Source organism: Oerskovia sp. Root918, from assembly GCF_001428945.1.
Classification (GTDB): domain Bacteria; phylum Actinomycetota; class Actinomycetes; order Actinomycetales; family Cellulomonadaceae; genus Oerskovia; species Oerskovia enterophila.
Map to the genome: position 1 here is coordinate 496,585 of NZ_LMJG01000015.1, position 23,630 is coordinate 520,214.

General features: G+C 73.8%; 24 protein-coding genes. 12 read left to right on the forward strand and 12 right to left on the reverse strand.

Annotated elements, in window-relative coordinates:
* Positions 1-100: 100 nt before the first annotated feature.
* Positions 101-394 carry a hypothetical protein gene (locus ASE27_RS17350; protein ID WP_056653301.1) on the forward strand — a complete coding sequence of 98 codons (294 nt, stop codon included), beginning with the start codon at positions 101-103 and terminating at the stop codon, positions 392-394.
* On the opposite strand, the gene ASE27_RS17355 is transcribed toward ASE27_RS17350, so the two are convergent.
* Positions 391-735, reverse strand: a complete 345-nt coding sequence (locus ASE27_RS17355) for an STAS domain-containing protein (protein WP_056653305.1) — start codon at positions 733-735, stop codon at positions 391-393. The genes ASE27_RS17350 and ASE27_RS17355 overlap by 4 nt on opposite strands.
* A gap of 119 nt (positions 736-854) precedes the next feature.
* Positions 855-1,391 (reverse strand): aminoacyl-tRNA deacylase, encoded by a 537-nt coding sequence (locus ASE27_RS17360; protein WP_056653308.1) that lies wholly within the window; start codon positions 1,389-1,391, stop codon positions 855-857.
* 167 nt (positions 1,392-1,558) lie between these two features.
* Between ASE27_RS17360 and ASE27_RS20375 the strand changes: the two genes are divergently transcribed.
* Positions 1,559-2,185, forward strand: coding sequence for a hypothetical protein (locus ASE27_RS20375; protein ID WP_056764294.1), 627 nt, complete (start codon positions 1,559-1,561; stop codon positions 2,183-2,185).
* Positions 2,182-3,354: a PrsW family intramembrane metalloprotease gene (locus ASE27_RS17370; protein WP_056653315.1), complete on the forward strand. Its 1,173-nt coding sequence runs from the start codon at positions 2,182-2,184 to the stop codon at positions 3,352-3,354. The genes ASE27_RS20375 and ASE27_RS17370 overlap by 4 nt, the downstream gene beginning before the upstream one ends.
* A gap of 72 nt (positions 3,355-3,426) precedes the next feature.
* Here ASE27_RS17370 and ASE27_RS17375 read toward each other — a convergent pair whose 3' ends face one another.
* Positions 3,427-5,223, reverse strand: coding sequence for an ABC-F family ATP-binding cassette domain-containing protein (locus tag ASE27_RS17375; protein WP_056653318.1), 1,797 nt, complete (start codon positions 5,221-5,223; stop codon positions 3,427-3,429).
* Between the two features lie 331 nt (positions 5,224-5,554).
* The gene (locus tag ASE27_RS17380; protein WP_056653320.1) at positions 5,555-7,522 is read right to left on the reverse strand and encodes a D-alanyl-D-alanine carboxypeptidase family protein; all 1,968 of its coding nucleotides are present in this window, start codon (positions 7,520-7,522) and stop codon (positions 5,555-5,557) included.
* Between the two features lie 207 nt (positions 7,523-7,729).
* Between ASE27_RS17380 and ASE27_RS17385 the strand changes: the two genes are divergently transcribed.
* From ASE27_RS17385 to ASE27_RS17400, 4 genes are all read left to right on the forward strand, one after another.
* Positions 7,730-8,269 (forward strand): hypothetical protein, encoded by a 540-nt coding sequence (locus tag ASE27_RS17385; protein ID WP_056653324.1) that lies wholly within the window; start codon positions 7,730-7,732, stop codon positions 8,267-8,269.
* A gap of 50 nt (positions 8,270-8,319) precedes the next feature.
* Positions 8,320-9,525: a hypothetical protein gene (locus ASE27_RS17390; RefSeq protein WP_056653326.1), complete on the forward strand. Its 1,206-nt coding sequence runs from the start codon at positions 8,320-8,322 to the stop codon at positions 9,523-9,525.
* Between the two features lie 153 nt (positions 9,526-9,678).
* Positions 9,679-10,275, forward strand: a complete 597-nt coding sequence (locus ASE27_RS17395) for a hypothetical protein (protein ID WP_082609073.1) — start codon at positions 9,679-9,681, stop codon at positions 10,273-10,275.
* Between the two features lie 316 nt (positions 10,276-10,591).
* Positions 10,592-11,782: a GAF domain-containing sensor histidine kinase gene (locus ASE27_RS17400; RefSeq protein WP_056653329.1), complete on the forward strand. Its 1,191-nt coding sequence runs from the start codon at positions 10,592-10,594 to the stop codon at positions 11,780-11,782.
* Positions 11,783-11,878: 96 nt separating this feature from the next.
* Here ASE27_RS17400 and ASE27_RS17405 read toward each other — a convergent pair whose 3' ends face one another.
* Complete coding sequence (locus ASE27_RS17405) at positions 11,879-12,547, reverse strand: response regulator transcription factor (RefSeq protein WP_056653332.1); 669 nt, start codon at positions 12,545-12,547, stop codon at positions 11,879-11,881.
* Positions 12,548-12,688: 141 nt separating this feature from the next.
* Between ASE27_RS17405 and ASE27_RS17410 the strand changes: the two genes are divergently transcribed.
* Positions 12,689-14,362, forward strand: a complete 1,674-nt coding sequence (locus ASE27_RS17410) for a bifunctional phosphatase PAP2/diacylglycerol kinase family protein (RefSeq protein WP_056653335.1) — start codon at positions 12,689-12,691, stop codon at positions 14,360-14,362.
* Positions 14,363-14,493: 131 nt separating this feature from the next.
* Here the strand turns inward: ASE27_RS17410 and ASE27_RS17415 are convergent, their stop codons facing one another.
* Positions 14,494-15,108, reverse strand: coding sequence for a 1-acyl-sn-glycerol-3-phosphate acyltransferase (locus ASE27_RS17415; RefSeq protein ID WP_056653338.1), 615 nt, complete (start codon positions 15,106-15,108; stop codon positions 14,494-14,496).
* Between the two features lie 179 nt (positions 15,109-15,287).
* On the opposite strand from ASE27_RS17415, the gene ASE27_RS17420 reads away from it, so the two are divergent.
* The 3 genes from ASE27_RS17420 (at position 15,288) to ASE27_RS17430 (ending at position 17,395) form a co-directional block, all read left to right on the forward strand.
* Positions 15,288-15,764 carry a hypothetical protein gene (locus ASE27_RS17420; protein ID WP_056653341.1) on the forward strand — a complete coding sequence of 159 codons (477 nt, stop codon included), beginning with the start codon at positions 15,288-15,290 and terminating at the stop codon, positions 15,762-15,764.
* A 217-nt stretch (positions 15,765-15,981) separates the two neighbouring features.
* Positions 15,982-16,296: a DUF4190 domain-containing protein gene (locus ASE27_RS17425; protein WP_197487085.1), complete on the forward strand. Its 315-nt coding sequence runs from the start codon at positions 15,982-15,984 to the stop codon at positions 16,294-16,296.
* A gap of 94 nt (positions 16,297-16,390) precedes the next feature.
* Complete coding sequence (locus tag ASE27_RS17430; RefSeq protein WP_056653344.1) at positions 16,391-17,395, forward strand: cyclase family protein; 1,005 nt, start codon at positions 16,391-16,393, stop codon at positions 17,393-17,395.
* Here the strand turns inward: ASE27_RS17430 and ASE27_RS17435 are convergent.
* The 4 genes from ASE27_RS17435 to ASE27_RS17450 are packed head-to-tail and all read right to left on the reverse strand — an operon-like array spanning position 17,392 to position 20,735.
* Positions 17,392-18,063 carry a response regulator transcription factor gene (locus ASE27_RS17435; protein ID WP_235534473.1) on the reverse strand — a complete coding sequence of 224 codons (672 nt, stop codon included), beginning with the start codon at positions 18,061-18,063 and terminating at the stop codon, positions 17,392-17,394. The two genes, ASE27_RS17430 and ASE27_RS17435, sit on opposite strands and share 4 nt — an antisense overlap.
* Positions 18,054-19,091, reverse strand: coding sequence for a sensor histidine kinase (locus ASE27_RS17440; protein ID WP_056653346.1), 1,038 nt, complete (start codon positions 19,089-19,091; stop codon positions 18,054-18,056). Before ASE27_RS17440 ends, ASE27_RS17435 begins: the two co-directional genes overlap by 10 nt.
* A gap of 13 nt (positions 19,092-19,104) precedes the next feature.
* The gene (locus ASE27_RS20500) at positions 19,105-19,824 is read right to left on the reverse strand and encodes a hypothetical protein (RefSeq protein WP_162259240.1); all 720 of its coding nucleotides are present in this window, start codon (positions 19,822-19,824) and stop codon (positions 19,105-19,107) included.
* Positions 19,821-20,735, reverse strand: coding sequence for an ATP-binding cassette domain-containing protein (locus ASE27_RS17450; protein ID WP_056653353.1), 915 nt, complete (start codon positions 20,733-20,735; stop codon positions 19,821-19,823). The genes ASE27_RS20500 and ASE27_RS17450 overlap by 4 nt, the downstream gene beginning before the upstream one ends.
* A 119-nt stretch (positions 20,736-20,854) precedes the next feature.
* On the opposite strand from ASE27_RS17450, the gene ASE27_RS17455 reads away from it, so the two are divergent.
* Entirely contained in the window at positions 20,855-21,730 is an 876-nt protein-coding gene (locus ASE27_RS17455) for a hypothetical protein (protein WP_056653356.1), read from the forward strand.
* Between the two features lie 170 nt (positions 21,731-21,900).
* Here the strand turns inward: ASE27_RS17455 and ASE27_RS17460 are convergent, their stop codons facing one another.
* Together ASE27_RS17460 and ASE27_RS17465 are read right to left on the reverse strand one after the other, a co-directional pair.
* The gene (locus ASE27_RS17460) at positions 21,901-22,746 is read right to left on the reverse strand and encodes a DUF427 domain-containing protein (protein ID WP_056653359.1); all 846 of its coding nucleotides are present in this window, start codon (positions 22,744-22,746) and stop codon (positions 21,901-21,903) included.
* Positions 22,747-22,868: 122 nt separating this feature from the next.
* Positions 22,869-23,531 (reverse strand): GAP family protein, encoded by a 663-nt coding sequence (locus ASE27_RS17465; protein ID WP_056653361.1) that lies wholly within the window; start codon positions 23,529-23,531, stop codon positions 22,869-22,871.
* Positions 23,532-23,630 lie beyond the last annotated feature (99 nt).

The following is a 23,630-nucleotide window of genomic DNA, read 5'->3' on the forward strand; positions in this document are numbered from 1 at the left end:
CCACCCACAGCACGGCGGGTGCCGAGGCGTGACACGCGCTCGGGCCGCACCCGCCCGCGCGCTACGCTCCTCGTTCACACCGATCAGCACCGGAGGCCCCGTGGACCGCAGGACCCTGGACGTCGCCGTCCCCGTCACGTTCGGCCTGCTCGTGGCCTCCTCGGCGATGTGGTTCAGCGCCGCACAGCTCCCGATCATGATGGTCGGGGGCGTGCTCGTGGGCCTGTACTTCTCGGCGTTCCGGCAGAAGCTGCCGCACGAGCTCCCCGCCCCGGACGAGACGCAGCGGATCGAGCCGCCCGTCCGTGACCGGATCGAGCCCGCACGGCCCGCCGACGCGGGCGCCCCGTGGGGCACCCCGCCCGCGGTCGAGGACCGCCGCGACGACGCCTAGGACCCCGCGGAAGCCGTCCGCACGACGGGGATGGTGCCGCCCATGCCGATCATCTCCAGCAGGTCCTCGAGCGTGCTCGTCGGATCCTGCAGGACCACGGGGCGTCCGTCCTCGGAGCCCAGCATGTAGACCTGCAGGATGAAGGCGATGCCCGAGGAGTCGATGAAGGTCACCCGACCGACGTCGATCGTCACGGGACCTGGGTGCGTGATGACCTGCGCCATCGCGTCGCTCGCGCGGTCCCGCAAGGCTGCGTCGATCTCTCCCCACAGCGTGATGAGAGACCCCTCCGGGGTCGCCTCGTAGGTGATGCCTGCGTCCAAGGTGCTGGGGATGGTCATGCTTTCTCGTGCTCCGTCAGTCGGTGAGGCTGGTCCTCGCGGACCGTCCTCCTGGTCAACGATCGGGCAATGAACGGTGTTCCCGAGGGCGGGACCCGTGATGGTCAAACCCTGTGAGGCTAGACCGGGTCGGTCACGTCCGCGACCTGCGCGCCCAGGACGGCGGCAAGTCGCGCTCCGTCGACGGTCGCCGCGACGCCGAACGCGCCCCCGCCGATCGAGACGAGCGGCGAGGCGCCGTCGGGCTCACCGAGAAGGTCCGCCCCTCCCTCGTCCTGCCCGACGACGTCCCCCACCTCGCGGAAGACGACGCGCGAGTCCGCGACGACCGGCCACGCGGTCGTGGAGCCGAACGGCGTGATGGTGCCGCGCTCGTACCCGGTGACCTCGCGGGCGACGTCCTTGTCCGGCATGGACAGCCGCGAGACCCCCAGGAGAGACCTGAGCTTGGGCCACGAGATGGTCCGGTCGCCGGGCACCAGGACGAACAGGTAGTCGTCGTCACCACGGCGGACCACGAGCGTCTTGACGATGTTCGCCGGGTCGATCCCGCGCGCTTCCGCGGCCTCCTCGAGGGAGCCCACCGGGCCGTGCCGGGTGATCGTGAAGTCGATCCCGGACGCCTCGAGTGCGGCGCGTGCTCGCTCTTCGCTCATTCCTCAGACCCTAGGCCCCGCCGCCGACACCCACCGCCCGAGAGAACGGCCCGCACAGTTCGTCCACGTCTCCTCCCCCCGTCGTCCCCGCCGGCCAGCGGTCGCGGTCCGCCGCGCCCGGTGCTTGCATCGGAGGGACGTCCCGCCGCCCCGACCCGAGGAGCACGATGCAACCGGAACCTCCCCCGCTCCTGCGGCCCGAGCGTCGCGGACGCTTCGGGATGGATCGCGTCGGGTCGGTCGCGACGACCCTCGTGCTGCTGGCCATGGTCGCCCTGTGGCTCGTCCCGACCGCCGTCGACGAGGGCACCCCGCCCACCGAGACCGAGATCCCCGCCGGGAGGATCGTGACGGTGTCCGACGGCGCCTCGACCGCGACGATCCGGTTCCCCGAGGGATGGTCCACGACGGCCGACATCAGCCCGTCGGGCGACGCGAGCGAGTCGACGTTCGAGGGCGCGAGCCTCACCGTGGACCGCGCAGGCGTCAGCGTCCAGATCGAGGTCGCGTCGGGGGTCGAGAACGCGAACGTCTTCTTCGCACGGCGGGCCCGGCTCGCCGAGCTCTCGACCGGCACGAGCCTGTACGACGCCCGGATCGTCTCCGAGGGCGACCCGGCCGAGGTCTCGGGCGTCTTCCGGTCGGACGGCCCCGCCGCGGCAGCGCTCACGGTCAAGGTCACCCGGCAGTACGCCCAGGGAGGCGTCTCGATCCTCGCGTACGGGACGTCGTCGGACCTGCAGGCCCAGGCCGAGGCCGTGGCCACCCTCGTGAAGGCGGTGACGATCTCATGACCGACCAGCTCCGCAACGTCCCCGTGGTCCTGCCCACGGGCGCTCCCGCGAGACGGCGGCGTGGCCTGTTCCCCCACTACCAGTGGGCGACCTGGCTCTACTGGGTCTGCCTGGTCGTGACCGGGTTCTCGATGCTCCTGACGGCCCGCCAGGACGCGCTGCTCACCCCGGAGGGCCTCGGGATCGGGGTCCTGCTCGCCGCGCTCGTCACGCTGCTGCTCACGGCGATCATCCGCCGTCTCGACCTGTTCGAGGACGAGCCGGGCCCCCTGCTGCTCGCGGCCTACGCGTGGGGCTTCGTGGCCGCACCGACCATCGTCGTGGTCGCGAACGACCACCTGATCTCCGCGCTCGAGCGCGTCGGCCTGGCCTCCTGGTCGGCCGCCCTCGCGGGGCCGACCGACGAGGAGCTCATCAAGGTCCTCGGTGTGGTCCTGGTCCTCTACGCGGGGCGCGCGCACGTGACCCGGCCGCTCAACGGGCTGGTCTACGGAGCCATGGTGGGCCTGGGGTTCGAGGTCAGCGAGAACATCAGCTACATCGTGCAGGGCGCGATCATGGACCCGAACTCGGACGCCGTGGGCGCGCTCCAGGTCGGGCTGAGCAGGGTCCTGGTCGGGTTCGGCGCGCACGTGATGTTCAGCGCGATCGCCGGGTTCGGCGTGGCCTACGCGCTCACCGCGTTCCGCATCTCCGTGGCCCGGCGCATCGGCGTGGCCCTCGGGGCGTACCTGCTCGCCTGGGCCCTGCACTTCGCGTGGAACGCCCCCGAGATCTTCCTCTCGTCGTCCGAGGCCGGCGTCTTCGCGTCGGTCTTCCTCAAGTACGTGGTCCTGATCCTCGCGTTCGTCCTGGTCTTCCGCTACGCCCGGAGCATCGACCACCACTGGTTCGAGACGGTCCTCGCCGACCAGCCCGCGGACGTCGTGACGCCGGGCGAGATGGAGGCGCTGCGGTCCGTCCACGCGCGGCGGGCGGTGCGCAAGGCGGCCCGACGCGCGGGCGGTGCGGCCGAGAGCCGCCGGCTCGCCGACCTGCAGGAGGCCCAGCTCCGGCTCGCGACCCTGCTGGGCATCTACCCTGACGGGTCGCCGCCGGTCGAGGTCCAGAAGCAGGTCGTCCACGAGATCCGCTCGCGGCTGACCGTGCCCGTCGAGGTGCAGGCCTAGCCACCGCGCGGCTCGGGCGCTCGACCGAGCCGGGGAGCCGCCGGGTCTCCCCGAGCTCCCTGCACGCAGCCGTCAGCCGAGGTGCACCACGTCGCCCTTCCAGGTCCGCCGCAGCCACCGGTCGTGCGAGGCGACCACCACGGCCCCCGGCCACGTCTCGACCGCGGCCATGAGCTCCTCGGCGAGCGCGAGCGAGATGTGGTTGGTCGGCTCGTCGAGGAGCAGCACGTCGGGGGCCTGCGTCACGAGCATCGCGAGGACCACGCGTCGCCGCTGGCCCACGCTCAGCATCCCGAGCGGTCGGTCCAGGTCGCGTGGTGCGACGAGGCCGTGCGCGTTCACGAGCGGGCGGTCGGCGGGGTCCTGACCCGTGATGAGGGCGAGCAGGTCGCGCGGGGTGCGTTCGTCGTCGTGCAGGCGGACGTCCTGCTCCAGCAGGGCGACCTCGACGCCTCGCGCACGCCCCACGCTGCCCGACGTCGGCACGAGGTCCCCCGCCAGCACGTGGAGCAGCGTCGACTTGCCCGAGCCGTTGGCCCCGGTCACGAGGAGCTTGGCGCCCGGCGCGAGGTCGATCGACGGCACCCCCGCGGCCCGCAGGTCGAGGCGGGGACGGCCAGGCGTCGCGGGGTCGGGCTCGGTCGCCCCTCCCTGCACGACGACGTCACGCGCCCAGAGCGCCAGGCCGTCGGTGCCGTTCGACGCCCCCTGGGAGCCGCGCCGACCGCCCGACCGCCCGGGCGACGAGCTCGTCGCCCGCTCGCGCACGAGGTGCGGCGGCGCGAACCGCAGCGGCTCCGGGGGCTTGCGCACCTGCTCGGCCTCGAGCGTGTCGAGGCGCTGCTGGGCGTTGCGCACGCGCCGGGAGACCTGCGACTGCACGCGCTCGCCCTTGGCGTCGTAGAGCAGCTTGGACTGGTTGCCGCGCTCACGGTTGTGCGAGACGTTGCGGGCCGTGGTCGCGACCGACCGCCGCAGCGCCTTGAGCTCGTCCTGCTCGGCCGCGAACTGCTGCTCCCAGCGGGCACGCTCGACGCGCTTGGCCCGCAGGTAGTCGCGGTAGGTCCCCGCGTACAGCGTGCCGCCCGTGCGACCCGCGGAGCTGGCCTCCTGCGAGGGGTCGAGGTCGAGGATCTCGGTGCAGACCTCGTCGAGGAACACCCGGTCGTGGCTCGCGAGGAGCACGGCCCCGGGCAGCGCGCGCAGCGCGGTCGCGAGGAACTCGGCGGCCTCGTCGTCCAGGTGGTTGGTCGGCTCGTCGAGCAGGAGCGCGCCGGGCTGGCGGATGAGGAGCGCCGCGAGGCCGAGGCGCGTGCGCTGACCGCCCGAGAGCCGCGCGACCAGGCGGCCGCGGTGGATCACGTCGAGGCCCAGGCCCGCCAGCGCGCGGGAGGCACGGGCGTCGGCCCCCCACACGTCCGACTGCTCGGCGCGCGCCAGGGCCAGGTCGTAGGCCGCGGTGAGGGCATCGACGGCGGCGGACCCGTCGTCAGAGCTGGGCCGGGCTGCACCCCGGCCAGGTTCTGACAACGAAGCGAGGGCCGCAGCGGCCGCCTCGAGCTCACGCTCGATCTCCCGGACCCCCGCGAGGGCGTCCTCGACGACCTCGCCGACGGTCGTCGTCGGACCGTAGGGGAACTCCTGGTGCAGGTAGCCGAGGTCGGCCGGGCGGGTGACGACCCCGGAGTCGGGGTCCTCGACCCCCGCGAGAAGCCGCAGCAGCGTCGACTTGCCGACGCCGTTCTCACCGACCAGACCGGTCCGGTGGCCGGGGTCGACGGCGAGGCTCACCCCCGCCAGGACCGTGCGGTCGCCGTAGGACTTGGTGAGGTCCGTGGCAGTGAGGAGGGACGGAGAGGCATGGGGCATGGGGTCACCTGACTGGAAGGGCGCCACGGCGGCACAGGAGGCTGCCTACCGACGTCGAGCGCTGCCGGGACGCGACGAGGTCGTCACGTCGCGGGGCGACGTCGGGGCGCGAGAGGAAGGGGGTCTCGCGAGCAGGCTCAGATCCACATGGGCTCCACCCTACGCGGTCGCCTCCGCGCCTTGCGACCGCATTCCCGGGATTCCCGGGCTGGTCCCGCCCGCCTGCCGCCACCCCCGCCTCTCGACCCGACGCCGCCGGAGAGCACAGGTAGGTGAGACGCGAGCGGCGCGCGCCCCCTCGCGGGGACGCGCGCCGCTCGTCGTGCGGTCGTCACGGGGTCGCCGTGGGCTCCTCGGTCGCGAAGGCCGTGGACGTCGGGTCCGAGGTCGGTGTCGCAGTGGGGGTCGGGTCCGGCGTCGAGGTCGGCGGAGCCGTCGGCGTCTCGGTCGGCGGGGTGGTCGTGGGCGGGTCCGTCGGGTCCGGCGTCTCGGTCGGCGGCGTCGTCGTGGGCGGGTCCGTCGGGTCCGGCGTCTCGGTCGGCGGCGTCGTGGTCGGCGGCGTCGTCGTCGGCGGGTCCGTCGGGGTCGGCGGGTCCGTCGGCGCGGGCGTCGTGGGCGTCGGGTTCGGCGTGGGGGCCGGGCTCGGCGGAGTCGTGGGAGGTGTGGTGGGCGGGGTCGTCGGCTTCACGGGAGGGGCCGACGGCGTCGCGGGGGCTCCCCCGGTGTAGCGGTCCGGCATGGCGCCCGCCGCGTAGAACTCGAAGTGCCAGGGCTCGGGCTTGCGGCCGTCGAGCCGCGCCCACGACGGGTTGTCCCACCCGTAGTCCGGTGCGTGCAGCCGCATCCACAGGTACTCGGCGCTGCGGCCCGTGGAGACGGGCTGCCCGACGTCGATCGCCAGACCCCAGCCGTGCTGCGAGGTGCCCGGCACGGCGGCGAGGTACGGCTTGGCGGCCTTGACCGCGACCTGCGCGTCGTAGCTGCGGTACGAGTCGGTGATGCGGAGCGGCTTGCCGAACTCCTTCTGGTACTCGGCCGCGAGCGCGTTGAGCTGCTCCGCGGCGTCGCAGCGCAGGCTGTGCCCGGAGGCGAAGTCGAGACCGCAGAGCACCGAGTCCGGCAGGAGTCCGTTGCCGTACTGCGCGGTGCTGTCGGCGTACTTGGCGACCACGGCCGCGAGCTGGTCGGCGAGCGTGCCGCCGGCTGGAGCCGTGATGCCTGCGGCCGGCAGGACGTCGCCGGGCGCCAGCGCGTAGGACGGGCCCATGAGCTCTGCGAGCCGCGTCGCGGCGACGACGACGTCGTCGAGCGTCACCAGGTCGTCGTGGTCGGGGGCGTCCTCGTCGGTCGGGTCGCCGGTCAGGCCGCCGGGGAGCGGTACCCCGTCACCGTCCTCGACCGTCCCGTCGGGAAGGACCGTGCCCTCGGGAAGGACGGTGCCGTCGGGAGCCACCGCACCGTCCGGACCCGTGCCCGACGGTGTGTCCCCGCCCTCCGCGTCCGGAGCCACCGGCGCCGTGGGCTCGGGCGAGACCGGAGCGAGGTCGGTCGCCAGGGCGTCCGCGGCGCCTGCCGGCACGTACCCCGCGGGCAGGCCGGACGACACGGTGCTCGACGCCGCGGCGGCGTCCGCGACGTCCGCGGGTGCTGCCGTGGGCCCCGGCCCCTCGACCACGCCGGACGACCCGGGGGCCTCGGGCGTGACGGGGGCGACCGGTGCCAGCGGAGACAACGGTGCAGGGGCGGGCGGGGTGGCCAGGCCGTCCAGGAAGAAGCTCCCTGCCCCGCTCGTGCCGGTCCCGCCGCTCGTTCCTGGAGCGCTCCCACCGGCAGCAGCCTGCTGCGCCTGGTAGGTGGCCAGCAGCATGCCGAGCTCCGAGCGGGCCTGGAGGACACCGTCCGGGACCTGCGCCTCGGTCGCGATGTACTCGTCGCTGCGGTCGACCGCAGCGACGACCCGTTCGAGCTGGACGTCCTCGTGCGGCGGTTCGTAGGCGGCGGGGAGCACGCCGAACGCGGCACCCGGGGTCGGGGTCTCCGGCGCGGCGTACTCGACCGACCAGGACTCACGGTGCGTGATCGACGACCCCACGAACCCGACGGTCATGACCGACCCGAGCACGAGCGTGGTCGAGAGGATCCACGGGACCGCGCGGGACGTGTGGCGCGGGCGAGCGCTCGCCGCGAGGCACGGAGGCGTCGTGGAAGAAGGAGGAGGAGCTGGAGCGTCGGTCGCCGCCTCAGGGGCGACGGGGAGGGACGAGCCGGCGACCGAGCCTGCCTCGTCGTGCGGGCTCACTGCTGCTCCCGCAGGGCGGCGTGAACGCACACGGTGCGTCGGCAAGGTCACCACGAGACTCCAATTGTCCGGTCTTGCGTCTTTCGACGTAGCGAGGCTATCGCGAGAAAGGCCAAACTCAAGCCTGGACGACGAACGGCGTGTACGCCACCCCTCCTGGATGAACACTGAGGGTGACTTCTCAGGTTGCGCGAGCACAATGGGCACATGGACACCTCGACCTCGTTCCAGGCGCCCCCCGCGCAGCGCACCCGACGCCCCCGCCGGAGTGCCGCCGTCGGGCTCGCGCTCGTCCTGTCCACGTCCCTGCTCGGCGCCTGCGGCGACGACGGGAGCATCACCCTCCCCGAGTTCACCATCACGAGCGACCAGCTCGACCAGCTCCTGAACGACGCCAAGGCCCAGGCCGAGACCATCGGTGCCGACGTGCAGTCGCTCGTCGACGGGCTCGGCTCCCTGCCCGAGGACAAGCGCGCCCAGGTCGAGGAGGCCGTGACCTCGGCACGGACCGCGTCGCAGGATCTCCAGGCCGCGATCGACGAGGCCGCGACCGCGAGCGAGGACACCAAGGCGGAGGCGGAGCAGCGCGTCGCCGAGGCACGCACCCGGCTCGACGAGGCCTCGGCACGGCTCCAGTCCGCGTCCGACGCGGTCGAGTCGGCCGACCAGGCGGTGAGCTCGAAGCTCGACGAGCTCCGCACGGAGGTCGACAAGCTGTCGGCCGACGTCGAGGACGCCACGTCCTGACGGCCGTGTCGCACCCGGCCGGGCGAGGAGCCCACGGGGCAGACTGAGGCATGCCGTCCGCCGCTCCCCCGCCCGAGCCAGCGCTCTCCCGCACGCCCGTGCCCGACCTCGACGAGACCCTCGCGCTCGCAGGCGCCGCGCTGGGGGCCGCGCTCACCGAGCCCGAGGCCCTCGGCGGGTCGACGAGATCCCTCGTCGTCCGTGCCCGCGTCGTCGCGGGGCTCACGACCGACCGCCTCGACACGACCCGCGCCGCCGCGCACGCCCCGGGCAGCACGGTCGTCGTCAAGCGGTTTCTCGACGGCCCTGGCGTGCACGGGTTCCCGTTCGAGCACGAGGTCGCGGGGCTCCTGGCGCTCGACCGCACGCCCGTGCTCCTGGGGGTGGACGAGGCGCACAGCCTGGTCGTCATGAGCGACGTCGGCGACGGGCCCACGCTCGCCGACCTGCTGCTCGGCACCGACCGCGACGCCGCCTGGCACGGAGCCCTCTCGTGGGCGACCGCGCTCGGCGAGCTCGCGGGCGCCTCGGGGCCGCACGTCGAGCGGTTCTCGGCCGAGCTCGCGGCCCGCGGCGTCGTGCGCGGGTGGGACCTCGACGCGGACGCCCGCGCCGGGGTGCACCGGCTCGTCGCGGCCCTGCCGACGCCCACGGACCTCGCGCGCGACCCGCTCGACGCGACCCTCGCGTTCCTGCACGACGACCTCGAGGCCCTCGCGAGCCTGCGTGCGCCGGGGAGCGCCGTCGTCGTCTCCCCGGGCGACACGTGTCCCGACAACGCCGTCCTCACACCCGCCGGCTGGGTCTTCCTCGACCTCGAGGACACCACGGCCCACCACCCCGCGCTCGACGCCGCCTACACGCTCATGCCGTTCTCGACGTGCTGGTGCGTGTTCGACCCGCCGCCCGGCCTGACCGACGAGCTCCTCGCGGCGTTCACCGCGGGGCTCGGCCGACACCTTCCCGACGCCGTCGTCGAGCCCGCCTGGACCCACGACGTGCTGGTCGCCTGCGCAGGCTGGATCCTCGCGATGACGGGCTGGCTGCTCGACGGAGCGGTCGAGGACCGCCCGCGCGTGGGGCCCGAGGGGCGCTCGCCGTCGTACCGCCAGCTCGTGCTGTCCCGGTGGCGCTGGGGCGCCGAGCACCTGCGGGAGGTCACCCCGGGCATCGCGTCCCTCCTGTCCGACGGCGTCGCGTGGGCCGAGCGCGAGTGGGGACCTTCGCCGTCGGGCGGGTATCCCGCGTTCTCCTGACCCTGCCGCTGCGTCCGCGCCGAGCCTCACGACGGGACCTAGGTCCCCCGGAATCCTCGACCTTCGCCCCAGGTCACGCCCCTCGCGCTCCGGTGGAATGGAGTCAACGAACCGGAAGGGGATCCGGTCCTGGAGACGAGGAAGACAGACGACATGAGTGCAACGATCGAACGCCCGGCCAGCTCGGCCCGCTCGGCCCGAGCAGTACGTGCCGTCCCCCACGAGGTCACCGGGGCGACCACGACCGCGAGCCTCGCGGTCCGCGGCACCCTCCCGACCCAGATCGTCCTGGGGATCTTCCGGATCGTCATGGGCTTCTACTTCGTGTGGGCCTTCCTCGACAAGACCTTCGGGCTCGGGTTCTCGACCCCCTCAGAGCGGGCCTGGATCAACGGGGGCAGCCCCACGGCCGGCTTCCTCGGCGGGGTCCAGGGACCGTTCGCGAACTTCTTCAACGGGATGGCCGGCGCGGCCTGGGCCGACTGGCTCTTCATGGCGGGCCTCCTCGGGATCGGGCTCGCCCTGATGCTCGGGATCGGGATGCGGATCGCGGCGATCGCCGGGACCGTCCTCCTCGGCTTCATGTACCTCGCGTCGCTGCCCCTGACCACCAACCCCATCATCGACAGCCACGTCGTCGAGGCCCTCGCGATCATCTCGCTGGCCATGATCGGCGCCGGCGACACCCTCGGCCTCGGCCGACAGTGGAAGAGCCTGCCGCTCGTCCGCAAGAACTCCTGGTTGGTCTGATCCCCGGTTCGGCGACGCGATCCGCTCGCCACGGCGATACACCCAGGTAGACGCGGGAATCACGGGGAACGCGAGACCCCGGCCCGCCCGACGGCCCTCCCGGTCACCTCCCGGAGGGCCGTCGCTCTTTCCCCGGCCGGTCGGCCACCCGCCGACCGGCCGGGGGCACACCCGTCGGAACCCGCGGCGGGTGCCGGGACTGTCCAGATCGAGGGGGTTCGTCATGGAATACCTGAAGACCCACCACCAGTGGGAGAGCACCGTCCCGGTCCTCCCGAGGCCAGCTCCGGTCCGTACATCTGACAGACTCACGTGGGTGACCGAGTCCCTCCCGTCCGCCGTCGCGCACCGCGTGCTCGACGCCGTCGTCGCCATCACGAGCAACCTCGACCTCGACACCGTGCTCCGCCGCATCGTCGAGGCCGCCATGGACCTCACCGGAGCCCGCTACGGCGCGCTCGGGGTCCGCGACGGCGACCGGCTGGGCCGGTTCGTCCCCGTCGGCATGGAGGACTCCGAGGTCGAGGCGATCAGCCACTGGCCCCACGGCCACGGCCTGCTGGGCGAGGTCATCCGGCACCCGCACCCCCTGCGGGTCGACAAGATCGAGGGCTACCCCGCGGCGTCGGGCTACCCCGCGGGCCACCCGCCCATGCACTCGTTCCTCGGCGTGCCGATCCAGGTCCGCGACTCGGTCTACGGCAACCTCTACCTGACGGACAAGCGCGACGGCTCCCCGTTCACGCAGGACGACGAGGCCGCGGTCCGCGCCCTGGCCGCCGCCGCGGGCGTCGCGGTCGACAACGCCCGTCTCTACGAGGACGGCCGCCGCGTCGCGGTGCTCGAGGACCGCGAGCGCATCGCCCGCGACCTGCACGACGTCGTCATCCAGCGGATCTTCGCGTCCGCGATGACGCTCATGAGCACGACCAAGCACATCGAGAACGAGATCGTGCGCTCACGCGTCGAGGAGGCCGTGAACGACCTCGACGACACCATCCGGGAGATCCGCTCGACGATCTTCGCGCTCCAGGCCACGACTCCCCCCGAGGCCAGCCTCCAGGAGCGCCTGACCGCGGCGGCCGACGCCGTGACCCCCGCGCTCGGGTTCGCCCCCTCGGTCATCATCGAGAGCGACGACTCGTCGCTCGTGCCCGCCGAGGTCGCGGACCAGCTCGTGGTCGTGGTCGGCGAGGCGCTCACGAACGTGGCCCGGCACGCACGGGCCTCGCGCGTCGACGTGCGGCTCAAGGTCACGGACGACGCCATCACGCTGTCGGTGGTCGACGACGGGATCGGCTGCGAAGGGGTCGACGCGGGCGACCACCGCGGCGGGCTGCACAACCTCGCGACGCGCGCCGAGGCCCTGCGCGGGAAGCTCGCAGTGGGGCCCGCCGAGGCCGTGGCACGGGAGGTCGTGGGCGCAGGGGCGCCCGAGGCCGCCCCGTCGACCGCTGTGCCCACGGGCCGCGGGACCGCGCTCGTGTGGCGGATCCCCAACGCCTGAGTCGTTCCTCGGGCGGGGTCCGGACCTGCTGGCCAGGGCGACCCGCGCACCCGACCCACGCTCCGCCGTCGGGCGATGCCCAGCGGGCCGTGCGGCTCAGCCGCGCGGGCGGTCCTCGGTGCGCATCTCGGTCGCGAGGACCGCGACCTGCGTGCGGCGCTGCAGCCCGAGCGTCGACAGGATGTGCGACACGTAGTTCTTGACGGTCTTCTCCGCGAGGAACAGGCGCTCACCGATCTGGCGGTTCGTCATGCCCTCGCCGATCAGGTCGACGATCTGCCGCTCCTGGGGCGAGAGCCCCTCGAGGCGGTCGACCTCCTGGGCCTGCGGCGTGCGCAGCCGGTCGAGGATGCGCGCGGTGCTCACCGGGTCGAGCAGCGAGCCGCCGCCCGCGATGGTCCGCACGGCACCCACGAGGTCGGAGCCGTGGATCTGCTTGAGGACGTAGCCCGAGGCCCCCGCGAGGACGGCCTGGAACAGCGCCTCGTCGTCCGCGAAGGACGTGAGCATGAGGCAGCCGATCTCCGGCATCTCGGAGCGCACGTCGCGGCAGACCTCGACGCCCGAGCCGTCGGGCAGGCGCACGTCCAGCACGGCGACGTCCGGTCGCACCGCACGGATGCGCGGCAGCGCCGACGCGGCCGTGCCGGCCTCGCCGACGACCTGGATGTCGTCCTCGGCCTCGAGGAGGGCGGCGACGCCACGGCGGACGACCTCGTGGTCGTCGAGGAGGAAGACCCGGATGGGGTCGGGGGTGGTGCCCATAGGGAGAACTTATCGGAGTTGTGTCAGAACGAGGGTGCCGGACGAGCAGGAGGCCCGACGGCGCCGCTCCCGCAGGAGCGTGGGCTCGACGTCACAGCGCGCGGGCGGGCAGGGCCGGCGGGGCGGCCCTACGGTGGAAGGATGCCGTCGTCCTCCTCCGTCCCCGTCCGGAACCGCCGGCGGAAGCCCTGCTTCACGGGCCTCATCAAGCCCCACGAGGCCTTCCCCGCGATCGCCCGGCTCGACCGCCGCATGAACGAACGGACCTTCGGGCGACGGCTCGGCCCGCAGGCCGATGCCGCGCTCGTGCGGCTCTCGACGGCGGCGAACCACAGCGTCCTGTGGATGGGGCTCGGCGCCGGGCTGGCCGCGACGGGTGCCCGAGGGCGCCGGGCGGCGGTACGGGGCCTGGGGACGCTCGCCGTCGCGAGCGCGGCCGCCAACCTGCTCGGCAAGGGCCTGTTCGGTGGCGATCGTCCCGCCGCGGACGTGCTGCCGCTCGTGCGACGGCTGCGCCGCTACCCGACCACCCCCTCGTTCCCGTCCGGTCACTCGGCGTCGGCTGCCGCGTTCGCGACGGGCGTGGCCCTCGAGTGGCCCGCCGCCGGGCTGGTGGTCGCGCCCGTCGCCGGCGCGGTCATGTACTCGCGGCTGCACGTGGGCGCGCACTGGTTCTCGGACGTCGTCGGGGGTGCCGCGCTCGGGGTCGGGCTCGCCGTGCTCGGCAGGTGGCTCGTGCCCTCTCCCCCGGGCCCCGCACCCGACGTGCCCGCCGGGCCGCCCGCCGACGTGCCCGCGCTGGCCGACGGCGAGGGCCTGTTCGTCGTCGTCAACACGTCTGCCGGGTCCGGGCGTCTCCTCAAGGAGGACCCGCTCGAGGTCCTCCGCCGTGACCTCCCCAGGGCCCGGGTGCACGTCCTCGCCGAGGGCGACGACCTGCGCGAGCTGTACGACCGCGCGGCCCGCGGCGTGCCCGTGGGGTCCGGTGGGGCTGCGGGCCCCGGCACGGAGTCCGACGGCGTCCGCCCTGCCGTCGCGCTCGGGATCAGCGGTGGCGACGGGACCGTCTCGACCGCGGCTGCGGCCGCCCGGGAGCACGGGCTCCCGCTCGTGGTCATGCCCGGCGGGACGCTCAACCACTTCGCCAAGGCGGCCGACCTCACGTCGATGTCGGCGACGGTCGACGCCGTCCGGACCGGTTCGGGCGTGAGCGTCGACGTCGCCGAGCTGCGCGTCGACGGCGAGGACCAGCTCACGGTGCTCAACACGTTCTCGCTCGGCATCTACCCCGAGCTCGTCTCGCAGCGCGAGCGCGCCGAGAAGCGCCTGGGCAAGTGGCCCGCGACCGTGTGGGCCACCTCGCGCGTCCTGCGCTCGGCCGCCCCGCTGCGGCTGTCCGTGGACGGCGTGGTCGGCTCCTACTGGTCGTTCTTCGCGGGCGTCAACAAGTACGTCCCGCAGAACCTCGCGCCCGTCGAGCGCATCCGGCTCGACGACGGCGTGCTCGACGTCCGCACGGGCCGTGCCGAGAAGCGCTACAGCAGGGTCCGGCTGTTCCTCGAGACCGTCGCGGGCGGTGGAGCGTCCTCGCTCGCGCAGCGCGTCCAGCCTCTCGAACGCCACCTCGCGGTCGACTCGTGGACGACGCCCGACCTCGCGCTGCGCTTCGGGGACGGCACGCCGCACGACCCGGTGATCCTCGCGCACGACGGCGAGACGCTCGAGATCGACGGCGACCGCGTCGTCGACGCGACGCTCACCATGGTGCGCGGCGGGCTCCGGGTCTACGCACCGACAGACCCGGCTGCGGGCTGAGGCCGAGCGGGTCCGGGGACGGCCCGTCTCCTGGACGAGGACGACGCGAGCCGCCGCAGCCCCGTGACGGAAGCACCGCCGTCGGGCCGCGTGGTCCGAGGGGCCACGAGGTCCCGACGGCGCCGCCCCTGTCAGACCGTCGGGTCGCCCTCTGCGGCACTCGCCCCGCGGGCGGGCCGGTCCTCCTCGCGCAGGCGCGGCTCGGTGCGGCGCGACGGGTCGAACCCGGCCTTGTCGGCGTAGAACGCGCGGACGCGGCCCATGTCGGCGCGGACGTCGCCCGTGAGGTCGAGCGTGGGGCCCAGGCCCGCGGTCATGGTCGTGCGGTCGACGTAGCCCAGGGTCACGGGCATGCCCGTCTCGCGCGCGATCCGGTAGAAGCCCGACTTCCAGTACTCGCCCTTGCTGCGTGTGCCCTCGGGCGTGATGACGAGCGAGAAGACCTCGCCCGTGCGGACCCGCGAGACGATGTCGTCGACCACTCGGCTCGGGTCCGTCCGGTCCACGGGGATCCCGCCGAGGGCCCGCGCGAACGGTCCCACGACGCCCTTGAACAGCGTGTGCTTGCCGAGCCAGCGGACCTTGACGCCGACGCTCGCCGAGATCGCGAGCATGAGCACGAAGTCCCAGTTCGAGGTGTGCGGGGCGCCGATGAGGATGCCGGGGCGGTCGGTCGGGGGCTGCTCGGTGCGCAGGGTCCACCGGCTCACCGCCCAGTAGGCGCGCGCCAGCGCGCGGCGGATCATCGGGCTGCCTCGAGGGCTACGGGGTGGGACACGGCAGCAACGCTACCCGTGCGCACGGGCCGCGCCGGCGCCCCGCCGGAGCCGGAAGGACGGCCCCTGCGTGTGCCGTGGGCGAAATCTCCACGAGCCCTCCATGTCCTCCCTGTCTTTTCCCAGGTTCACCGGGCAGACTTCTCGGCATGACGTCGCCGAAGACATCAGGACCTGCCGCCCGGCTCGCCGCCGCCAGCTTCCTCGCACTCGCGATGATGCTGCCGCTGAGCGCGACCGCATCGGCCGCCGAGGTATCCCGGCTCATCGAGGACACGCAGTGTCAGGTCGACTCGATCGGCGAGGACCTCGAGAAGGCCAGCACACAGCTCTCCACGCTCCCCTCCGGCCTGCGCCTCGAGGTGGAGGACGCCGTCGCGAACGCCCAGGCCGCCACGGACGAGGCCAACGCCGCGCTCGCGCAGGCTGCGACCGACGAGTTCGGCGACGGACGCGCAGTCCTCGCCCTCACCGACGCCCAGGTCGCGCTCGACGCGGCCTCGGCCCAGGTCCGATACGTCGCCGACAAGACCGTGGCACAGGGCGCCGACGTCGGTTCGACGCTGCGCGACGTGCAGAACACGATCGACCACCTCCGGGGCGAGACGAGCCGCGCCGCGGCCTGACGCGGCACCTGACGCGGCGGCCACCTCGAGCGCCGAGCCCGCCTCGGCTCTGCCGAGAGCAGAGCCGCTGAGAACTTTTCACCCCCATGGGGAGAATTACCCCTGTGCAGGCGCGCCGTTTTCCTCCACAATGAGCACCGCACTCCCGTGGCACTCCTTGCCACGATCCCCACGCTCCCGACAAGGCTCGGGCGCGCGAGAGAAACGAGAAACCCCCGTGACCACTCCCTACGGCGCCCCGCAGGCCCCGCAGTCCGACCAGGCCCCGCAGTACTACGGCGCCCCCGTCGAGGACCCGGGCAAGACGCTCGGCATCGTCGGCTTCGTCCTGGCGTTCGTCTTCGCGATCGCGGGCATCGTCGTCAGCGCCATCGCCAAGAAGAAGTCCCGCGAGGCCGGCTTCGACAACCAGCTCGCCAAGTGGGGCCTCATCCTCAGCATCATCTTCACGGTGCTCGGAGCCATCGGCTGGGTCGTCTACATCATCGCCTTCGCCGCGCTGGCCGCGTCGGGCGAGCTCAGCACGTACTGACCTTCCCGGTCGCCCACGAGGCCGTCGTCCCCTTCCGGGGGCGGCGGCCTCGCTGCGTCTTCCCGTGGGCCGCCCGCGGTGCGAGACTCCGGTGATGACCGAGCAGCGCGCGCACTTCGACGCCCACGTGACCTTCGCCAACGGTGGCAGCCTCCGCACGGAGGGCTTCCGCCTCGACGTCCCGTCGGGCGACCTCGTGCCCGACGACGTCGCTCGCCTCCTGGTCCGCCACCTGGGCCTCGCACTGGTCGGGTCGGTCGAGATCACGGGGCTGACGTTCGTCGAGGAACCGCACGTGGGGAGCCGTGGGGTCGGTCGCGCCGTCGGTGACGCTGGGGTCGGCGAAGGGGCCGGACCCCGCGAAGGAGCGGGCCGCGCGACGCGGCTCGTCGACCTGAGCCACACCGTGCGCGAGGGCCTCGTGACCTACCCGGGCCTGCCCGCCCCGACGATCACGCCGTTCCTGACCCGGGCGGACTCGGTCGCGAAGTACGCGCCCGGGACCCAGTTCGCGATGGACGTCCTGACCATGATCGGCAACACGGGTACCTACCTCGACAGCCCCTTCCACCGGTACGCGGGCGGGACCGACCTCTCCGGGCTCGAGCTGGAGTCGCTCGTCGGGCTGCCTGCCGAGGTCTTTCGGCTGAGCGAGGTCGTCGACCCCGCGCGGGGTGGTCGTCGCGGGATCGGCGCCGAGGTCTTCTTCGACCGCGACCTGGCCGGGACCGCGGTGCTGCTCCAGACCGGCTGGGACCGACACTTCGGCACCCCGGCCTACGGGGAGCCCGCGCCCTTCCTCACCGAGGCCGGCGCACAGCACCTCGTCGACGCGGGGGTCACGCTCGTCGGTATCGACTCGTTGAACATCGACGACACGGACCCAGTGAGTTCCGGCGGGGCGCGTCCCGCCCACTCGCTGCTCCTCGCGGCGGGGATCCACGTCGTCGAGCACCTGACGAACCTGGGTGCCGTGCCGTCGCGCGGTGCGCGGTTCACCGCCGTGCCGCCCAAGGTCGAGGGGTTCGGGACGTTCCCGGTGCGGGCGTTCGCGGAGGTCCCCCGCCACGTCGACAACCTGGCAGGTCAGGACAGCTAGCCCTGGGGGACGAGCCCCGCGGTGTGCGCCAGGACCGCTGCCTCGACCCGGTTGCGCACGCCCAGCCGGTCGAACAGTGCGCTGACGTAGCCCTTGACCGTGCCCTCGGTGAGGTGGAGCGTGGCGGCCACCTCCGCGTTCGAGAGCCCGCGCGCGATCGCGACGAGCACGTCCCGCTCACGGGGCGTGAGGCTGTCGAGGACGGCAGGACGGTCGACAGGGCGCACGCCGAGCCCCCCCGCAAGGTGACGGATGAGCCGCGCCGCGACGATCGGCGAGAGGCACGCTCCCCCGGCCGCGGCTGCAGCCAGCCCGTCCGTCAACGCCGCGGGGTCGCCCGACTTCAGCAGGAACCCGGCGACGCCGACGCGCAGCGCCCGGTCGACGTACGCGTCCTCGCCGAACGTGGTCAGCAGCACGACAGCAGTAGTCGGCAGCTGGGCCCGCAGGGCCTCGGCGGCATCGAGGCCGTCCTCGCGGGATGCCATGCGGATGTCGAGGAGGGCGACGTCCGGCCGATGCCGACGTGCCACCGCGACGGCGCCCTGACCGTCGTCCGCCTGCGCGACGACGTCGAACCGCCCGTCGGCCCCCAGCACCGTGCAGACGCTCGCCCGCACGATCGGGTCGTCGTCGGCCACCACGACGGAGATCCCGTTCAGAGCCACGAGCGCTCCCGCAGGTCGACGGTGCGGACCACCTCGTCGCCGTCGAAACAGATCTGGAGGGTGGCCATGGCGAGCGGGAAGTTGCCGTCCGTGTAGATCGCGCAGTCCCACCCATGCTCCGCGGCGGGGGCACGGACCGGGCGCAGCGGCGCCTCCCGCTCGGGCAGCTCGGCCTCGACGGCGGCGCGCTCCTGCCCGACGACGATCCCGGCGAACACGTCCTCGTCGAGCACGGCGTCGTGCGCCGCCCACGAGTACGCGAGCACGAGGCCCGTCACCACCACCGCCGCGGGCAGCAGGGCCTGCCGCACGAAGACGCGCAGCGCCGACGGCGGCAGCGGGAGATCACCGTCGGGCGCGACGGGACGGGCCGGGAGGCTCACCACGAGCACGAACGATCCGTCGCGCTCACCGTGGGAGAGCATCCCGCCCGCGGCGCGCACGCGTCGCTCGAGAGAGTCCAGCCCGAACGGCTCCCGGCCGTCGTCCGGTCGCGACCCGGCGGCTGCGAGACGGTTGAGGACCGTGACGCCGCGGGGAGAGATGTCGATCTGGACCGGCTCGGCGGGCGCGTGGCGGACAGCGTTGGTGAGGCCCTCCCGCACGACGGTCCGCAGGAGCGGTGCACCGGCACCGTCACCCTCGGCCCCGGTGAGAGTGACGTCGAGCCCCACCGCGCGTGCCGCGCGGACCAGGTCCTCGACGGGCTCCAGGGTGTCGTCGCGCAGCACGTCGACGACACGGTGGAGGTCCTGCACCGCGTCGTCGGCCTCGCGCCGCAGGTCCGCCGCGTCCGGGACGCCCGTCACCGCGAGCGCCGAGGCACGCAGCGCCAGGCGAGCGAGCCGGTGACCGAGCGCGTCGTGCAAGTCGTCCGCGAGGCGTGCCCTTTCGGCTGCCGCCGCCTGCACGACGGAACGGGCGTGCAGCTCACGGGCCAGCGAACGATAGCGGCGGACTGCCGCGACCGCGCCCGCGACGGTGAGAACGAGCACCGCCGTGGCGAGCAGCGCGAGGGGCGAGGGCATGGGGATCCTTCCGTCAGGCATCGCGGCGTTCGAGCACCCCCACAGCGACGGCGAACCCGACGGCCGCCCACGCGGCCAGGACCCAGGGCGCGCCCTCTCCCGCGACGAACGTTGCGGCGGCTCCGGCGGGGGTCCAGCGCGCGACCGGGTCGGGCAGGACGAGCACACCCGCGAGCAGCGCGGCGGCCAGTGCCAGCGTACCGACCGCATGCCGGACGAGCGCCGCGAGCGCCGCGGTGAGGATGGCGGCGAGCGCGAGGACGACGCCGGTGCGCAGCCCGGCTCGGAGGGCTTCGGCGACGGCGCCGTCCGGGGCGGGGGCGGCGTGCTCCCCGAGGTAGGCGCGCACGGCGAGGGTGGCGGCGGTGCCCGTGGCCACCCCTGCGAGCAGGGCGGTCAGGGTGACGACCGTCGTCTTGGCGGCGAGGACCACCCGTCGGCGGGGCTCGGCCTGGAACGTGAGCCGGGCGGTACCCGTGGCGTACTCGGTCGTCACCGGATGCATGGCCAGGGCAGCGAGGACGACGAGACCGAGCTGGACGGCCGGCCCGAGAGCCTCCGCCGGAGCGGTGGACGTGCCGGGCGGGAGCTCACCGGTGGAGACCGCGTGGACGACGTCGTTCGCCAGGACGGTCGCCACGAGCGGCACGGTGACCAGGACAGCGGCCAGGGTGACCCACGGGGCGCGCACCGACCACGTACGACCCCACTCGGCACGGACTGCGGCCATCATGCGATGCGCTCCTCGGGACGTGCGCGGTACTGGACGTCGTCGGCGACGAGGTCCAGGTAGCGGGCCTCGAGCGTGACGGGGGCGGCGGCGAGGTGGTGCAGGCGGAGGCCGAGCGCATGGGCGAGGTCGCCGACCAGCTCGACGTCGACGCCCTCCACGGTCAACGCGTGCCCGTCGACCTGCGGGTGATGACCGCTCGCCACGAGCGCGTGCGCCAGAGGTGCCGGGTCGTCCGGGGTCCGGACGACGACGGGGGCGTCCCGTCCCACGAGGTCGGCGATCGGGACGTCTGCCAGGAGGCGACCTCGTCCGAGGACGACGACGTGGTCGGCGGTGACCTCCAGCTCGGACAACAGGTGGCTCGACAGCAGGACGGTGCGGCCCTGGTCGGCGAGGTCACGCAGGAGGCCGCGCAGCCACAGGACGCCGTCCGTGTCGAGGCCGTTGACGGGTTCGTCGAGCAGGACGACCTCCGGGTCGCCCAGCAGCGCACCCGCGAGGCCGAGCCGCTGGGCCATGCCGAGGGAGAACCCGCCCGCGCGCTTGCCCGCGACGTCACTCAGCCCGACGAGGCCGAGGACCTCGTCGACCCTGCGTGCCGGGATCCTGTTGTAGCGGGCGAGGGCCGTCAGGTGGGCCCGGGCGGAGCGCCCGGGGTGGAAGGCCCGCGCGTCGACGTGCGCGCCGACGGTGCGCAGCGGGTGCCGCAGGGCACGGTACGGGGTGCCGTGGACGGTGACGGCCCCGGCCGTCGCGTGGTCGAGGCCCAGGGCCAGGCGGAGGGCTGTGGACTTGCCCGCGCCGTTGGGACCGAGGAGGCCCGTGACCCGACCGGGTCGGACCGTGACGGTGAGGTCGTCGAGGGCCGTGGTGGGGCCGTAGCGCTTCATCGCGTGGGCGAAGGTGATCATGGCTCCATCGTCGTCGGGCCTCGTGAGGTGCGGTACCGACGAAAGTGAGGACCCTGGGACTCCGGGCGCCCTGCACGCCGATCCGTCTGCCGGCGTCACCCTCGTCGTAGGCTCGGCGCATGTCCGACGACCTGAGCCCCGCCCACGACGTCCTCCCCTTCGGTCGCGCCCCGCGCCCGGACACGGGCCCCGCGCTCGCCGAGCGCCTGCGCGAGGTCATGACCAGGAACCTCGGGCCCCACGCCTCCGGCCTGGAACGCGTCCGCATCGACGCCGCGACCGTCCCCGGCAGCCCGGACGTCCAGAGCCTCGACGTCGACGTGACGGGCCTCGTCGTCCGCGCGATGGGTGCCGCCGACGCCCCTGACCCGGCCGAGAACGTCGAGCACGTCGTCGGGCGCGAGAAGGCCGTCGCGCGGACGATCCGCGCCCAGGGGCACCCCGTCACGGTCGCCGGCGTCGCGGTCGACCTCGACGCCGAGATCCGCGACCTGCGCTTCTCCTGGGTCGAGGGTGCCGACGGCTCGCTCTCGATCGAGGAGTCCGGCCAGAGCACCGAGCACCCCGTGAGCGGTCACCTGCGTGCCGCAGCGAGCCGCGACGCGCTCGTCACCACGGTCCGCGAGCTCGCGACCAAGGCCCTCGCGGACCAGGGCTTCACGCTCACCGCCCTCGACGTGGACCTCGCGTCCCGTGGGCCCCGCGCGGCGTCGATCGTGGCGTCCGCGAAGATCCGCAAGGGCTTCCTGTCCGCGAGCGCCCAGATCACCGCGACCGCCGAGATCGACCAGGCCATGGTCCTCACGCTGAGCAATGTCGGGGCGACGAGCCGCAACCCGGTCGTCGCGGCGCTCCTGCTGGCCGTCCGCGGGAAGCTCGAGCAGGTCGACGGCAAGCGCATCGACCTCGCGTCCTCGCTGCCGCCGGGCGTCACGCTCTCGGACGTGCGGCTCGACGTCGGCGAGCAGCTCGTCCTGAGCGTCCGGGTCGGCTGAGCATCGGTTGAGCATCCCGGTCGACAAGGCGACCAGTCCGGGACCCCGGCTCGCCGAACATGCGGTTCACGTTCGTCGAACATGCGGTGGGCGTTCAACTTCTCGCTTGGACGAACGCCCACCGCATGCTCGGCACCGGTGCCAGGTCGACGTCGCCGGTCGCACTGCGCTCAGCGTCTCCCGCGGGGGAAGAACAGGCTCTCGGGGCGCGGCATCTGGGCGCCGTCGAGCGTGAGGTCGGTGCGCTCGCACCAGAAGGCGACGTAACCGCGCACCCTCTCGCCGTCGGACAGCGGGGCCTCGTAGCTCCAGCCGATGTCCGCACCGTCGGGGTCGCCCGACGCGAGCGACCAGTAGCGGGCGTGCCCCTTGTAGGCGCAGTCGCTCGTCGTCGTGCTCGGCGTCAGCGCGTCCCACTGCACGTCCTCGCGCGGGACGTACCACCGCAGCGGCAGGTAGGTCTCGGTGAGCGCCATGGCCCGCGAGCTGTCCGCGAGCAGCACGCCGCCGAGCGACACGACGACGTGGCGCGAGCTGGGCACGATGTCCACCCGCTTGAAGGGGTCGCGCGGGTGGGCCGCGAGGGGCTGGTCCTCGGCGAACCAGTCGTACGCCTGGAAGTCGACCAGGACGTGGCCCGCGAGGTCCTCGTCGTCGGGACGGAAGAACGTGGCCGTGCGGGACCCGGGCGCGTCGCCCGCCGTCGCGTGCTCCTCGGGCCACAGCTCGGTCCCCGCGCACGTGTGCCGTTCGAAGTGCAGCGGGTGCGGGATCAGCCCGTGCCGCACCTGCCCCTCCTGGTGCTCGCCCTCGACGAGGGGTACGCGCACGTCCGCTGCGGGGACCGCGTAGACCGGGAGCAGGCGCCACGGCTCCCAGACCAGGCGCGCGGTGGTCGAGCGGAGCACGAGCGTGGTCGGGTCCTCCTGGCGCACCGCGCGGATCTCCTGGGCCGCGGGGTACCAGCGCAGCCGATCGAGATCGAGCTGCCACCTGTCGACCCAGGACGTGGCCATGCCCCCAGCGTGCGCCCGACGCCGAGCGGCTGCAATCCCCCGGGAGGCCGAGCGGCTGCCATCCCCGGGCCTGCCGGCGGCGTTGCACCCGCCCCCTGGGACGTGACCGTCCGACCGAGCCGCTACAGCTCCCCGATCGCGTCCCCCAGGACCGTCGCCCCGATCACGAGCAGCAGCACCCCCATGACGAGCGACGTGTTGGCGGTCAGCCACTCCCGCAGGCGGTCGAGCCACGGCACGACGCGGGCGGGGGCCACGAGCGTCGCGACGAGCGGCACCACGACCGACAGCCCGCCCACCAGGACGAACGCCAGCACGACCACGACCTCCTGCACGAACCCGAGCGCCGCTCCGCCCACCGAGACGCCCGCGGCGAGCACGAACGCGAGCTCCTTGGGGTTGGCGACCGTGACCAGCGCACCGACGCCGAGGCCACGCGCGGGGGTGGCGTCCGCGATCGAGGCCAGCCAGCCGGGGAGGCTCGCCGACTCGCCCTCGGGCTTGGGGCGCCACTGCGTGAGGCCGAGCACCATGAGCGCGGCTCCCAGGACGATCCGCACCCACGCCGGGAGCTCGCTCGACCCCAGGAGGTGCTCGACGACGTCCGACGCCGCGACGACCACGCCGAGCAGGGCCGCGAGCGTGAGCAGCCGGCCCACGACGAAGGTCACGCCCGAGGCGCGCCCCCGGTCCGACGTCAGGAGCAGCGCGAGGGCGATGATCGGCAGCGGGCTGAGCGCGACGGCCACTGCGAGGGGAAGTGCTGCGCCGACGACCTCGGCCATGGAGTTCACGTCGTCACCGTAGTGCCACGCCTTCCCACGGGCCGACGCGCCGGGCCGATCCTCCTCGCCACGGCACGTGCCGGACGACGTCCGGGCAAT

Bases quoted from the DNA above. Each gene is read 5' to 3' on its own strand.
- ASE27_RS17355 (WP_056653305.1), bottom strand. From the start codon at position 735: ATGACCATCCCCAGCACCTTGGACGCAGGCATCACCTACGAGGCGACC.
- ASE27_RS17360 (WP_056653308.1), bottom strand. From the start codon at position 1,391: ATGAGCGAAGAGCGAGCACGCGCCGCACTCGAGGCGTCCGGGATCGAC.
- ASE27_RS20375 (WP_056764294.1), top strand. From the start codon at position 1,559: ATGCAACCGGAACCTCCCCCGCTCCTGCGGCCCGAGCGTCGCGGACGC.
- ASE27_RS17370 (WP_056653315.1), top strand. From the start codon at position 2,182: ATGACCGACCAGCTCCGCAACGTCCCCGTGGTCCTGCCCACGGGCGCT.
- ASE27_RS17375 (WP_056653318.1), bottom strand. From the start codon at position 5,223: ATGCCCCATGCCTCTCCGTCCCTCCTCACTGCCACGGACCTCACCAAG.
- ASE27_RS17385 (WP_056653324.1), top strand. From the start codon at position 7,730: ATGGACACCTCGACCTCGTTCCAGGCGCCCCCCGCGCAGCGCACCCGA.
- ASE27_RS17390 (WP_056653326.1), top strand. From the start codon at position 8,320: ATGCCGTCCGCCGCTCCCCCGCCCGAGCCAGCGCTCTCCCGCACGCCC.
- ASE27_RS17395 (WP_082609073.1), top strand. From the start codon at position 9,679: ATGAGTGCAACGATCGAACGCCCGGCCAGCTCGGCCCGCTCGGCCCGA.
- ASE27_RS17405 (WP_056653332.1), bottom strand. From the start codon at position 12,547: ATGGGCACCACCCCCGACCCCATCCGGGTCTTCCTCCTCGACGACCAC.
- ASE27_RS17410 (WP_056653335.1), top strand. From the start codon at position 12,689: ATGCCGTCGTCCTCCTCCGTCCCCGTCCGGAACCGCCGGCGGAAGCCC.
- ASE27_RS17415 (WP_056653338.1), bottom strand. From the start codon at position 15,108: ATGATCCGCCGCGCGCTGGCGCGCGCCTACTGGGCGGTGAGCCGGTGG.
- ASE27_RS17420 (WP_056653341.1), top strand. From the start codon at position 15,288: ATGACGTCGCCGAAGACATCAGGACCTGCCGCCCGGCTCGCCGCCGCC.
- ASE27_RS17430 (WP_056653344.1), top strand. From the start codon at position 16,391: ATGACCGAGCAGCGCGCGCACTTCGACGCCCACGTGACCTTCGCCAAC.
- ASE27_RS17440 (WP_056653346.1), bottom strand. From the start codon at position 19,091: ATGCCCTCGCCCCTCGCGCTGCTCGCCACGGCGGTGCTCGTTCTCACC.
- ASE27_RS20500 (WP_162259240.1), bottom strand. From the start codon at position 19,824: ATGATGGCCGCAGTCCGTGCCGAGTGGGGTCGTACGTGGTCGGTGCGC.
- ASE27_RS17450 (WP_056653353.1), bottom strand. From the start codon at position 20,735: ATGATCACCTTCGCCCACGCGATGAAGCGCTACGGCCCCACCACGGCC.
- ASE27_RS17455 (WP_056653356.1), top strand. From the start codon at position 20,855: ATGTCCGACGACCTGAGCCCCGCCCACGACGTCCTCCCCTTCGGTCGC.
- ASE27_RS17460 (WP_056653359.1), bottom strand. From the start codon at position 22,746: ATGGCCACGTCCTGGGTCGACAGGTGGCAGCTCGATCTCGATCGGCTG.
- ASE27_RS17465 (WP_056653361.1), bottom strand. From the start codon at position 23,531: ATGGCCGAGGTCGTCGGCGCAGCACTTCCCCTCGCAGTGGCCGTCGCG.